The 12,749-nt window shown below is 54.8% G+C and carries 10 protein-coding genes; all 10 read left to right on the forward strand.

Going from position 1 to position 12,749, the window contains the following annotated elements; translation table 11 throughout:
* Positions 1-74 precede the first annotated feature (74 nt).
* The 10 genes from CA54_RS11870 (at position 75) to CA54_RS11915 (ending at position 12,425) form a co-directional block, all read left to right on the forward strand.
* Positions 75-1,850, forward strand: a complete 1,776-nt coding sequence (locus CA54_RS11870) for a sensor histidine kinase (RefSeq protein WP_146370976.1) — start codon at positions 75-77, stop codon at positions 1,848-1,850.
* 105 nt (positions 1,851-1,955) lie between these two features.
* Positions 1,956-2,756, forward strand: a complete 801-nt coding sequence (gene dapB, locus CA54_RS11875; RefSeq protein WP_146370977.1) for a 4-hydroxy-tetrahydrodipicolinate reductase — start codon at positions 1,956-1,958, stop codon at positions 2,754-2,756.
* A gap of 152 nt (positions 2,757-2,908) precedes the next feature.
* Positions 2,909-3,436, forward strand: a complete 528-nt coding sequence (locus tag CA54_RS11880; protein WP_146370978.1) for a hypothetical protein — start codon at positions 2,909-2,911, stop codon at positions 3,434-3,436.
* Entirely contained in the window at positions 3,433-4,230 is a 798-nt protein-coding gene (locus CA54_RS11885) for a hypothetical protein (RefSeq protein WP_146370979.1), read from the forward strand. Before CA54_RS11880 ends, CA54_RS11885 begins: the two co-directional genes overlap by 4 nt.
* Positions 4,231-4,292: 62 nt before the next feature.
* On the forward strand, positions 4,293-5,114 hold the full coding sequence (locus CA54_RS11890; RefSeq protein WP_146370980.1) for an ExeA family protein: 822 nt from the start codon (positions 4,293-4,295) through the stop codon (positions 5,112-5,114).
* A 34-nt stretch (positions 5,115-5,148) separates the two neighbouring features.
* Positions 5,149-5,643, forward strand: coding sequence for a hypothetical protein (locus CA54_RS11895; protein WP_146370981.1), 495 nt, complete (start codon positions 5,149-5,151; stop codon positions 5,641-5,643).
* Positions 5,644-5,912: 269 nt separating this feature from the next.
* Positions 5,913-8,309 (forward strand): alpha-glucuronidase family glycosyl hydrolase, encoded by a 2,397-nt coding sequence (locus tag CA54_RS11900; protein ID WP_146370982.1) that lies wholly within the window; start codon positions 5,913-5,915, stop codon positions 8,307-8,309.
* Positions 8,310-8,350: 41 nt separating this feature from the next.
* Positions 8,351-10,078: a hypothetical protein gene (locus tag CA54_RS11905; RefSeq protein WP_146370983.1), complete on the forward strand. Its 1,728-nt coding sequence runs from the start codon at positions 8,351-8,353 to the stop codon at positions 10,076-10,078.
* Between the two features lie 154 nt (positions 10,079-10,232).
* Entirely contained in the window at positions 10,233-11,081 is an 849-nt protein-coding gene (locus CA54_RS11910) for a leucine-rich repeat domain-containing protein (RefSeq protein ID WP_146370984.1), read from the forward strand.
* A 348-nt stretch (positions 11,082-11,429) separates the two neighbouring features.
* Positions 11,430-12,425 (forward strand): sugar phosphate isomerase/epimerase family protein, encoded by a 996-nt coding sequence (locus CA54_RS11915; RefSeq protein WP_146370985.1) that lies wholly within the window; start codon positions 11,430-11,432, stop codon positions 12,423-12,425.
* Positions 12,426-12,749: the final 324 nt, after the last annotated feature.

Below are 12,749 nucleotides of genomic sequence, written 5' to 3' on the forward strand. Positions count from 1 at the left end.
TGCCCAGGGGTGTGGAAATTCTATAGAATACGGATCGGGTCGGTTGTCGTTATTTTTGACCGCGAAATGCTTTTATGTCTTACCGAACTTTCAAACGTCTGCTCGGGGAAACCAGCTTGGAACGGAAGTGCCGTTTCTTGTTTGGGGGCGGTCTGTTGATTCTGATCGTGGGCAGTTTTGCGTTTTACGGCCATCGCACGGCGAATCTGTTGTATGAGCAGCATGAAATCACGGGCGAAATGCTGACCCAGACAATCATGACTTATGAGCACCCGGTTTGGGTGAAGCAAAAGGAAGCTCAAGAATCCCAGTCGGACAAAGCGGGCGAGGCCGACGAGCAGCCCGGAGCCGCTGAAGAGGCGGGGCTTGACCAAGCGGCACTGCCCAGTGATGCGACACACAATGTGAAGGTGCCTGAGTTTTCGACGGATCTGACCTGGGCGGTGCGGTCACCGGATGTGCAAGATACGGAGCGCCCCAAAGATTTCAAAGGGCACCAGGCGATGACGTATTTGTTGCAGAATAAGGATGCAGCCAACGTGCACCGCAGCGATGCCAATAGCGCATATAAGTTTTATGGTGCTGTCCGTGCAACCACGGCCTGCATTGCCTGCCACCAACATGCGGACAAGCAAGAGGGCGATCTGCTGGGCATGGTGGAGATCACCTTTCCGGCACATCAAACCGAAAAGAAGCTGGCCGAGAACGATGCCATCTTGTTGGCGACCGCCATCGCGACCGCCTTTTTGGCAATGGTGGCGGCCTATGCCATCGTGCGGTACGTCATCGTGAAACCAGTGTTGCACTTAAAGGATGTCAGCGACCAAATTGCTCGCGGTATGCTCGATTTGCGAGCGGACATCCGCACGGGGGATGAATTTGAGGAACTGAGCCACGCCTTCAACCGCATGTTGCGGCATCTGGTGGCGGTGCAGGAGGAACTACGGCACGTTAACGGCAGCCTGGACGCCAAGGTCGATGAATTAGCGCAGGTGAACATGCGGCTGTTCGAGATGAACAACCTCAAAAACGATTTCCTGACCACAATGAGCCATGAGTTGCGAACGCCGCTGAACAGTATTCTGGGGTTCAGCGACGTATTGACCGGGTCGGCGAACATCAACGAGAAACAAAAGCGTTATCTGCACAACATTCAAAGCGCAGGCAAAGATTTGCTGGCGATGATCAACGACATTTTGGACCTCGCGAAAATCGAGAGTGGTAAAATGGAATTGCATCTTGCCGATTTTCCGATCGACGAGACGATTGAACGGCTCGTGGGTATGCTCAGCCCGTTGGCGGAGAAAAAGAACATCTCGCTGAACTACGAGGTCGATCCTCGCTTGCCGATTCTGCGTCAAGATCCAGGGAAATTGCAGCAGATCATCTACAATTTGCTTTCCAATGCCATTAAGTTCACTCCCGAGGGGGGGCGTGTGCGGATCGCGGTGACAGCGATCGATAACGACCAATTGGAATTGACGGTCGACGACACCGGTGTGGGAATTCCGCTGGAGGATCAAGAAACGATCTTCGAAAAGTTTCGCCAGGGAAACACCGCACCCGGCGCGAACAACGCGCTCACGCGAGAATTCGCCGGAACGGGATTGGGGCTTTCGATTGTTAAGGAACTCTCTAAGTTGCTGGGGGGGGAAGTGTCGCTGTTGAGCGAATTGGGCAAGGGGAGCACATTTACCGTGACGGTGCCGACGCATCTCGCGGACCAACCCGACCAATTGGACGAATCTCGCGCGCAACAGGCCATCGATTTGACCAATCTCCGCCGCGTCGACTACGGCTTATTGGAAATCGCAGGCAAGGAAGCCGGATCGCCGCCGAAAGACGCATAGCAGCGGAGAAATCTAATCTGGCTGGCTTGAGTTTACCCGGCAAATCTGCGAGTTTGCGCCACAAGCCCAGCTATTGATCGCAATACGAACGCAAGGATTGAACGGATGACGCAGCCACTGAAAATTGGTGTGAATGGTGCCGCCGGCAGGATGGGACGGAGAATTGTCGCTCTTGTCCATGAAGAGGACGGCTTGGAAGTCGGGGCGGCACTCGAGTATTCCGCCTGTCCGCACCTCGGCGCAGATGCTGGTGAATTGGCGGGCGTTGGTCACATCGGCGTTCCGGTGACCAGTGAATTGGGTGATCGCGTGGATGCCGTGATCGATTTTTCGCTCCCCACCGGCTTGGTCGCGATTGCCAAGATTTGTGGGGAACGAGGTATCCCGTTGGTCGCGGCAACAACGGGACTCTCTGCTGCACAGCGGGACCAAGTCCTCACTGCCTCGCATACGGCTGCGTTATTGTTGGCGCCGAATATGAGCATCGCGGTCAACCTCACCATGAAGTTGGCGCGAGAAGCGGCCCGTGTCTTAAAAGGGGTCTCTAGCGGGGTCGATGTGGAAGTGATCGAACGACACCATCGATTTAAAGAGGACGCTCCGAGTGGGACCGCTCTCAAATTCGGTCAGATCATCTCGGATGAAATGGGACAGACCGAGCACGTGCACGGCCGGCAGGGCCAACCAGGACGGCGGCCGCAATCTGAGATCGGATATCATGCACTACGCACCGGGGACAATGTCGGCGAACATACGATTGTGTTCGGCATGATGGGAGAGACCATCGACCTGACCGTGCGGGGGCATACACGGGACAGTTACGCCCATGGCGCGTTGATCGCGGCGCGGTTCCTCTGCGAACAAGAGCCGGGGTTGTACACAATTGAGGAAGCGCTGGGGCTTTGACTGACGTGGCAAAGCGGATGTCCTAGGCCGGATAACCGGCAAAACCTTCAAGATCGTGAGAATCGTGCGCCGATATCGATTGTATCGTTGTCTCGCGCGCCGCTGCGCGGGATCGCTCAGTTTGTCGTGTCTCAAAACAGAGGAATCGGCACGTGTCCCAATTCGTCCACTCCTCCGACGGTTCCATAGCAGCATCTGCCACAGATGTAGTCGTCGCAGATGAGCAACTGTCTGCTGCGAACGCGGTGAAATCGCCCCGCAGCCGACCTTCGCGTTGGCGTCTGACAAAAATATACTCTGCGCGCGGGCTGTTCAAGCTGCAGTCGGTGAAGACCAGTTCGTGGGTGACCGCGGTCGGCATGTGCCTCGTTGTGTGGGGGCTGGCGGCCATTCTGTGGCCACAAACTGAGACCAAAAACCAAGACAGCCAGATCGATCATTTGGTAGCAGGAGCGGAACTGGGGGCGGTCGAATTGGGAGCCGCCACTGGGGAGATCCAACAAGTCGAATTTCTCAGCGAGAGCAGTTCGTCTCCCGACGCTGCCTTTTTGCCTATGGAAGTTGCCGCACCCGGTCCCGCTATTCCAGGCGGAGCTGCGGGCGATCATGATTCGCCGGCTTGGCTGGTGGGCACGATTGAAGATGAACCAACACAAAGAGTCGATACCTCCTCGAAATGACCGCACTGGACCGGACATTCATCAAGGCGTTTCGACGCCGTGAAACCGAATCGGATTGCCCGCGACCGACTGAACAGGTCAGCGGCGAATTCGCGGCTGAGGGTGCGCCGCCCCTGGTTGATTCAGATTCGGAAATCGATTCGAAACCGGATGCAGACGTCGTCCCCCTCACAACGACATCACCCGACTGGCAATGGCCGGCGATTTGTGATGAATTGTTGCGCGGGGCTACCGAGGGATTTGAATCAGTGGCGGCCGAACTCGAGGCCTTGGCCGCTTGCGGGAAAAAATCGTTGGTGGCGTTGGCCGGTTCGCAGACGGGTGTCGGTTGTACGTCGGTCTATTTGACGTTGGCACGCACGCTTGCCGCACGTGCGGCGCAACCCGTGTTGCTGATCGAAGCCAATCGCTCACGGCCGGCATTGTGTGATCAACTGCAGGTTGTCGGTCCTGAAGTGAGATCGCCGCGCAAACTGGGCGAATCGGGATTGGCGATCGTTTCGCTCGATGATGCGGCTGCGGAGATTTCGAATTTGGTGGCGAGGTTGGCCGATGAGTATCCGTTGATCTTGATCGATGCGGGCTGTATCGCGGATCCGATGGACGCACCGGCGCTCTGGGCGGCGGGTGTGGTCGGCACGACGATTTTGGTCGACTTTGACGATCGAGAGAGCGGACAACGCAATGTGGTTGTCGAGTCTTTGGCCAAAAAATCGGACATGTTTTTGGGTGTCATTGAGACACACCGCGAAGACTTGGGGGCTGAAATCGCCTCGCCGCGGATGATGGGGTAGCGAAACACGGATTGCAATTGTTTTTGAATACGGATTCCTCAAGTTACCTGGCGACAAATCTTATGTACGAACAACATTGGCAGTTGGCCGACCATCCGTTTGAAAACAACAGCGACCCCCGCTTTTTCTTTCGTAGCGAAACGCACGAAGCCGCACTGCTGAAAATGCGTTATCTGATTGAGAACAACAAAGGGGCCGGGATTTTGGCCGGTGGCACGGGGATGGGGAAAACCTACGTCGCCGGGATGCTGGCAGCCGACCTGCCCGAGAACTTTGCGCCCTTGGTGCATATCGTGTTTCCCCAAATGTCGTCGGCGGAATTGTTGGCCTACTTAGCTGTGGAGTTAGGTGCGGACGAACAGCAGATCTGTGGCGCGGGGTTGGACGTGATCGTGCGACGCATTCAACAGCAACTGGCCGCCGCCAATGAGCGGGGCCAACAACCGGTGATTCTCATCGACGAAGCCCACACCATCGACGATCCCAGCGTGTTCGCGACGCTGCGGTTATTGCTCAATTTTCAGGAGCAAGGGCACATGAAATTCACGCTGATTTTCTTGGCCCAACACAGTCTGCTCAGCCGTATCCGCCGTTTGGGGGAACTCGAAGAACGCCTGACCGTCAATTGCCTACTGCAGCCCTTTTCATTCGACGAAACGGTAGCCTACATCCAACACCGTCTCCAAGCAGCCGGCGCAAGCGAACCGGTGTTCGATGCGGAGTCGCTGGAAACCATCTTCGCCGAATCGGGCGGTATCCCGCGAAAAATCAACCGCTTAGCCGACTTGGCATTGTTGGTGGGTTACGCCGATGACTCCCGCACAATCTCCCGACCGCAAGCCGAAGCGGTGGCGGAAGAGGTGGCGGGGTTGGTGAGTTATTGAAGCGGCGGTGGTTTTAGGCTAGGGCTAAGCAACAATGCCCAGATACCTCAGAATTCTGATTGCAATTCCACTGCTCGTGATCCTGCTGCCGATTGTGTTGTTGGTTGTCGGGGCGTGGTTGCTCTATGGCGTGCTGCTCAACGTTCTGGTTTGGATTTGCTGGTGCGCACGAGGGCGATTCGTGCTCTTGGTCTATTCGGATAGTCCGCATTGGCACGACTACATCGAAGAGCACATTATCACGCAATTGCCGCGATCGACGGCCATTCTAAACTGGTCGCAAAGACGGTCCTGGAGTTGGTACGCTTTGCCGGTACGGGTGTTTCGCTATTTTGCTGGTGATCGCGAGTTCAACCCCATCGTGATTGTCTTCGTCCCACTGCGCTGGGCGAAAACATTCCGGTTTTGGCAACCGTTCCTGGACCACAAACACGGGAAATCGCAACCGCTCGAAGACGAGTCGCGTCGTCTGTTTTCGTATCTGTCACAGCATGGTATTGGTGATAGGTCTCCGCAGAGACCGCAGTGAGTACGGCGTCGTCGGTCTCTCCTGCGGCTGCGCCGCCCCGAAAGAATCTTTCGGGGCCATCCTGTGGTAATCTTCACTGCCGGTTCAATTTGCGTTCGTCATTGTTTTTTGAGCCGTGCGCTGTGCGGCGCTGATCTACACCCTAACAATACGCGACGTGATCTGCGAGAATTGTTGCCAACTGAGTTCGGTGAAGGTTGCGGATTTCAGCTGCCGAACCGTCGGGATTAAGGCAAAGATTCAGGCAAAAGAGAAGCGGAAATATTGGCATGGTTGATTTACGTCTCAGTGTTGCGTTTGGTGTCGTGTTTTGCGGATCCCTGTTGGGGAGTTCCAATGTGCACGCTGCTCCTCAATGGCTTGATCTTTCGCAGGCAGTTGTCGTTTCCGCTGGCGAGGGGGGTGAGACCGAAGATGTGGCGGCGACCATCTTGGTGGAAGAGCTTGCGAAACGAACCGGCATTCAACTTGATGTTCAAAACAAATGGCCGGAATCTGATCGACCGGTGATTGTGGTGACGACGCGCGGCGCGAAGGCGGATTGGTCGAATCGTGTTCCTCGACGCGACGATCCGAAGCTTCCTGAAGCGCAGCCGGAAGGCTTTGCGATTCAGGTTGTGGACGCTCCAAACCAAAAGTCGCCTGCAGTCTTTATTGTGGGGGCCGATCGACGGGGGGCGATCTATGGGGTGGGCCGCCTTTTGCGTGAACTCGACTGCCGCAAAGGGGAAATCAAACTCGATAAGGATTTGCAGGTTGCGACGGCGCCCGAATATCCCCATCGCGGGCATGAAATGGGCTACCGAGCGCTGTCGAATAGTTACGATGCGTGGTCGCGGGCGCAGTACGATCAGTACATCCGCGAACAGGTTTTGCTCGGCATGAATTGCGTGCAGAATATTCCCTTTCAAGACGGGCGCACGAACGAGCTGATGCAGTCCCCGCGGCCGGAGATGAATCGGATCATCGGCGAAATTTGTGACCGCTACGACGTCGATTATTGGGTGTGGACGCCGGTGGAATTCTCGTTGACGGATCAGAAACGCCGCCAAGCTGAACTCGAAAAGCACGCGCAGTTTTATGAATCGACGCCACGATTGGATGCTGTATTTGTGCCGGGCGGGGATCCGGGGGACAATCCGCCGGAATTGGTGATTCCCTTCATGGAAGACTTGGCGCAATTGCTGGCGAAGTCTCACCCGCGTGCCAATGTCTGGGTTTCATTGCAGGATTTTGATGAACCCAAGATCAAGTTCGTGATGGATTATATTGCTCGGGAACAGCCCGATTGGTTGGGCGGAATTGTGGCCGATACCTCTGCGCTCTCCATACGTGAGACACGGACGCGTTTGCCGAAGCGCTATCCGGTGCGGTCTTATCCCGATATTACGCATACTGTCGAATGTCAGTTTCCCGTCAGTTGGTGGGATCCGGCTTATGCTGTCACATTAGTGCGCGAACCGACAAACCCGCGTCCCACGACGTACTCGACGATCTTCCGCCGTTTTGCACCGCACACCGATGGTTTTGTGACTTATTCCGACGGCATCAACGACGATGTCAACAAGGCTGTCTGGAGTATGCTGGGGTGGGACTCTCAACAGAATGTGCGTGAGATACTCGTGCAATACGCACATTTTCATTTTGGGGCAGAAGCAGCTGAGTCGATTGCGGATGCATTACTGGGACTGGAAAACAATTGGCAGGGCAGCTTGGCTGAGAACGCCGGCGTTGATGGCGTATTGGCACTCTGGCAACGTTTGGAAGAACAACATCCAGAATTACTGAAGAACTGGCGGTTTCAGCAACATTTGATGCGTGCGTATTATGACGCCTATACCCGCCAGCGACTGCTCTACGAAACAGAGCTTGAACAGGAAGCCTTGCAGGCATTAGCCCAGGCACCAAAATTTGGAGCCAAAACAGCGATGCAGCGTGCAGAACGCATTTTGCAGCGCGTGGTGTCCGCGCCTTGCCGGCCGGAACTTCGGGCACGGATTGATGATCTAGCCGAGGATTTGTTTCGATCGATTGGTTATCAGACGAGCGTCGAAAGGTTTGGGGGCAGCGGCGCGGAGCGTGGCTGTGTGATGGACTTTGTCGACCGCCCACTCAATGACCGCTGGTGGCTGGAAGCGGAATTCGCGAAGATTCGCAAGATTAGCAGCGAGCAGGAAAGAGTGGCGCGACTGGATGTGATTCGCACCTGGGAGAATCCCGGTGCGGGCAGTTTTTATGACGACATCGGGCATGTTGGAAAATCTCCACACGTCATTCGTGGTGAGGAGTTTAACACCGATCCCGAAGGCCGACATGCCTGGAACCCCGGACATGAATGGGTCGACGAAGGTCGGAGCAAGCGGCGTTTGTCCTGGCTGCACCACATGCGCTGGCCGGTGGGAGTCGAATACGATGGACTGGACCCCGATGCACGTTATGTGGTGCGACTGACCGGACAGGGTGAGTCGCCTCTACGCGGTGACGGCAAGAAACTGCCTGTTACCAAACGGGCGAGTCACATTGGAGAGTTCCAGGAATTCGCCGTTCCCGCAGAGTTAACCGCTGATGGAAGACTACGCCTGCATTGGGATGATGTCGACGAGTCACATGTGCATTGGAAAAAACGGTCACACTTGGCCGAAGTCTGGTTGCTCAAACAAAAGTGAAATAAGCAGCCGTTTTCCCTCAGCAAGCATTCGATGCAACCATGAACATTGCGGACCCCGAAATCTATCAACGCCACAAGGACAATCGCACTTCGATGCGCGAGGTTGTGTTGGTTTCGTTGGTCTTTGCCGGGATGGGCGCAATCACCTGGGCAATTCGCGGTACGGCCGGTTGGGGTGGCATGGATGGAACCCTTGTGCCGGGACTGACCTGGGGCCTGTTGTGGTGGTACGTCTGCTGGCAAAAAGGAATTGACGCCCGAGGAATTCCGTTGTGGCTCGGGTTAGGAATCACGCTGGGAGGCGAGTTGGGGTACGGGCAATATGTATCGTGGCTACGGGGTGACTTCAACGTCGGCGACGAAATCCTGCCGATATCTGCGTGGCTCAGCTTGGCTTGGTTTGGGGTTTGCGGAATCGGTTGGGCCGCCCCGGGGGGCATAGCCTTGGGGTGGACGTTCGCGGGAAGAAAATCGCTGGGCGTCTGGTTGGCCCGACTGATGATCCCACTGGGATTTGCGTTTCTCACACGCATCGCGATCCAAACGTGGCCGTGGCTGTTCTTTCCGAAATGGGATCTGGGCCTGTACGTTGCAGAATCGAATGCAACCGCCGCAGCGGAGGCATCCACATCCACTCAAGGGACCATGCTGGCAATTTGGTTCTTTTGCGCATTGTTGAGTGTGATCGCTTGTGTTTTGACAACGAAAGTCACATTGCCCCAGTGGATTGCACGCGGCGTCCAAATTTCGGCCGTGGGAATCGTGAGCGTGTTGTTGTTGCCAGTTGCGCAGTGGTTATTCTTTCCCAGCGACGCGCTTGGCATGTTCGCCGGAGAACTCGGTGGCCATTTGAGTCGCACGGTATATACCAACTCGCAAAATGCGATCGTTGTTGGCTGGTGGATCGGCGCGTTGTTTGTCGCTGCCCTCAATCGCGATCGACAGACATGGTTGGCGGGTTTGGTAATTGGAGCCGGTTTTGGTGTGGGATTTCCGTTGTCGGCGCTTTGGTGCCTGGGGTATCAATATGATCCCCATTTGGTGGATTGGTGGAAAATCTGGGAACTCCAGTCGGGATTCAACTTAGGTTTGCTGTATGTTGCCGTGCTTTACTGGGCGGTTGCTAAGGTCGAGAACAAAAGTGTAAAAAATTCCGGCACCGAACGTTCGACTTATCAAAAATGGTGTGAGACGACGGCAGCTGCGACTGGCGTCGCACTGATCGTTCATGTCCTCTCTCGCGATTATTTTTTGAGCGCCGGCGTTTTCTTGGCGATTTTGTATGTCGCCCCTTTGATGCTAACGGCATTTCACAAGGAAGCGGTTGGTGATCGGCAGCGCGGCGTTTCATTTGTTTACAGCGTGTTTCTTTTGCTGTTTATTATGGCCTGGGGGGTATCCGAACGGGAAGGAATTCTGTTGGGGCTGTATGATCCAAAAGCCGTTGACCAGTACGCTTGGCCGACAGCGCGGAAGATCATTTTCGCTCCGGCGGGAATTGTGATCGTCGCAGCCGGCCTCTTCCAGATGTGGCGAGCAATTTTTCATCCCCCGATTGGACAACCGCCCAGCGCTGCTGCGCCGCGCATCAGCGCGCGACTCGTGGACCTGATGACTTTCACCGGAGTCGTTGGCGCCATCTCCATCTGGCCGGCAAAGATTGGTGCATGCTATGCGATCGTCCTCTGCCTAGTGTTATTCGCTTTCAATCGGTTTAATCTTGTTGACAACCGGTTGACGACGGATGCAGCGGTGAAAAGTTGTTGAGTTGACTACAAGTAATTTCAAAACCCTCTGACGCATCCCACTGACACTGAATTGAATGTTTCGAGAACAAGCGCAACCGGGTTTTGAAACTGGTTCTATAAACTCACGGTAGGCGGGAGTCTGCCCTAATTGATTCGTAATATAAGGTCATTCCATGAGAACTGAATCGAAATGCCTGTTGATGGTCGTGACCCTGCTGGTTTTCTCAGGTTGTGATGCGGCTAATATGGCACCGGCGCCTGGTGAACAACCGGCGGTGACTGATGCGCCGAACACGGAGAAGGAGACCAGAGCTGCGATCAAGGAGCTGGGAGGTTCGTTTTCGCCGGACAATAAGGGGCTCGACCTCAAATCCTTGCAGATCACGAATGCGGATTTGAAACACCTTCAGGGGCTCACCGACCTACAGTTTCTCGACTTGAATGACACACCGATCACCGATGAAGGGTTGGAACATCTCAAAGGTCTCACCAATCTGCGAGATCTTTATCTCAACGATACTGCCATCACCAATGCGGGGCTGGAACACCTCAAAGGGCTGACCGGTTTGCGCACACTCAGACTGTTTGGGACTCAAGTCAACGGAGAGGGATTGGAACACCTTAAAGGGCTCACCGGATTGAGATCGCTCAACCTCAAAGGCTTATCGATGAGTGACGCTGGATTGGAACACCTCAAGGGACTTGCCAGCCTGAATACACTCTACATTTCCGGAGATCAGGTCACGGACGCGGGGATGGCACATCTCACGGGACTGCCCAGTCTGAACACGCTGACTCTTATCGGGACGCTAATTACCGATGCGGGTTTGGAACAGCTCGCGGGGATTTCCACCCTGCATTTTCTATATATCGACGATACCTCGATCACTGATGACGGGCTTCAATATCTTAAAGCGATGCCCCAACTGAAACGGCTCACCCTCGACAATACGCAGATGACTGATGCGAGTCGTGATGAACTAAAAGCAACATTACCCGCCTATGCTAAAGGCAGACGGTAGCGGACGCATGTCTTGTGAATCTCGACCATTGGGTACGCCCTTCCCTGCTTTGCAAGTTGTCTGCGGGGCACCTGTGAGCGACGAAATTTGCGACGTTCCCTTGGATTTTAAGAGGGCGTTTGGGATATAGAATGGACGTTCCCTGGGCAACAGACACCCCGCAAACTCGCCTTCAATTCTCTGAATTGTCGTCCATACGGTATTGTCATACCTCTCTGGGGTCTTGTCGTCTCCCTTCGTTTCGTTGACTTTATCCACGCAGTTTTTTAACGTGATGATTCATTCAAGGCTCTCTCAAACCACCTTGTGACATTGACGTTAGCGAAAACAACCTGAAAGGTACCGACCATGGCGCGCGACGTGACTCTTTGCACCGGCCAATGGGCTGATCTTCCTGTCGAGGAACTCTGCAAAAAAGCGGCCGATTTTGGCTACGACGGGCTGGAACTCGCCTGCTGGGGCGATCACTTCGAGGTCGATAAAGCCCTCTCGGACGATACTTATTGTGCCCGCAAACGCGAACTATTGGAAAAGCACGGCCTGAAGCTGCATTCGATCTCCGCCCATTTGGTTGGCCAAGCGGTGTTGGATGTAGTCGATGAACGCCATAAGAGTATCCTACCCGAGTATGTCTGGGGCGATGGCGATCCCGCTGGAATCAACGAACGTGCCATCGAGGAAATGAAGAATACCGCCCGTGCCGCTCAGAAACTGGGCGTCGATGTCGTCAATGGGTTCACCGGTTCCAGCATTTGGCATCTGGTATACGACTTTCCACCGATCCCGCGGTCGATGATCGACGCCGGATTTGATCTGTTGGCCGAGCGTTGGAATCCGATTTTGGACGTGTTCCAAGAGTGCGGAGTCAAATTCGCCTTGGAAGTGCATCCTGGGGAAATCGCGTTCGATATTTATTCCGCTGAACGTGCCGTCGCTGCCCTGGATGGTCGCGAAGAATTCGGTTTCAACTTCGATCCCAGCCACTTGATTTGGCAAGGTATTGATCCAGCGGAATTCATCCGTTTCTTCCCAGACCGGATTTACCACGTACACATGAAGGATTCAGCCGTCACACTCAATGGCCGGACCGGGATCTTGTCGAGCCATCTTACGTTTGGCGACGAACGCCGTGGTTGGGATTTCCGCAGCGTCGGCCGTGGCGGCGTACGGTTCGAGGAAATTATCCGTGCCTTGAACCACATCAACTACACCGGCCCGCTGTCGGTGGAATGGGAAGACACCGGCATGGAACGCGAAGCCGGCGCGCGGGAAGCGTGTCAGTTCGTCAAAAATGTCGACTTCTCCCCATCAAACATCGCCTTCGATGCCGCTTTTGATAACTAAGCGGTTATAAAACAGCACTGAGAAAAACCACCCGCCCGGCGCCGCATCAAACGGCCCGGGCGTTTTTTAATGCGAGGACCGTTTCTGGCTTATGAGAAACGGTTCGGGATAGAATTCTTAGCCACAGATGAAACACGGATCGAACACAGATTCAAAAAGGGCTTTTTCTGACTTTCGGTAAGAGTTTGGGAATCAGAGCCAGTTTTCTTTTGATCCGTGTTCGATCCGTGTTTCATCTGTGGCTAAGAAAACCTCCCGCTGTCCATGGCAGTAGGAGAATCGCAGCTTGACGCAACCTACAACGCGTACTAAGTTTCCGTGACA

The sequence above is a fragment of the Symmachiella macrocystis genome, from assembly GCF_007860075.1.
Lineage (GTDB): Bacteria > Planctomycetota > Planctomycetia > Planctomycetales > Planctomycetaceae > Symmachiella > Symmachiella macrocystis.

What these genes read in the sequence shown, in the direction of transcription:
- CA54_RS11870 (WP_146370976.1), top strand. Translation starts at nt 75, where the DNA reads ATGTCTTACCGAACTTTCAAACGTCTGCTCGGGGAAACCAGCTTGGAA.
- dapB (WP_146370977.1), top strand. Translation starts at nt 1,956, where the DNA reads ATGACGCAGCCACTGAAAATTGGTGTGAATGGTGCCGCCGGCAGGATG.
- CA54_RS11885 (WP_146370979.1), top strand. Translation starts at nt 3,433, where the DNA reads ATGACCGCACTGGACCGGACATTCATCAAGGCGTTTCGACGCCGTGAA.
- CA54_RS11890 (WP_146370980.1), top strand. Translation starts at nt 4,293, where the DNA reads ATGTACGAACAACATTGGCAGTTGGCCGACCATCCGTTTGAAAACAAC.
- CA54_RS11895 (WP_146370981.1), top strand. Translation starts at nt 5,149, where the DNA reads ATGCCCAGATACCTCAGAATTCTGATTGCAATTCCACTGCTCGTGATC.
- CA54_RS11900 (WP_146370982.1), top strand. Translation starts at nt 5,913, where the DNA reads ATGGTTGATTTACGTCTCAGTGTTGCGTTTGGTGTCGTGTTTTGCGGA.
- CA54_RS11905 (WP_146370983.1), top strand. Translation starts at nt 8,351, where the DNA reads ATGAACATTGCGGACCCCGAAATCTATCAACGCCACAAGGACAATCGC.
- CA54_RS11910 (WP_146370984.1), top strand. Translation starts at nt 10,233, where the DNA reads ATGAGAACTGAATCGAAATGCCTGTTGATGGTCGTGACCCTGCTGGTT.
- CA54_RS11915 (WP_146370985.1), top strand. Translation starts at nt 11,430, where the DNA reads ATGGCGCGCGACGTGACTCTTTGCACCGGCCAATGGGCTGATCTTCCT.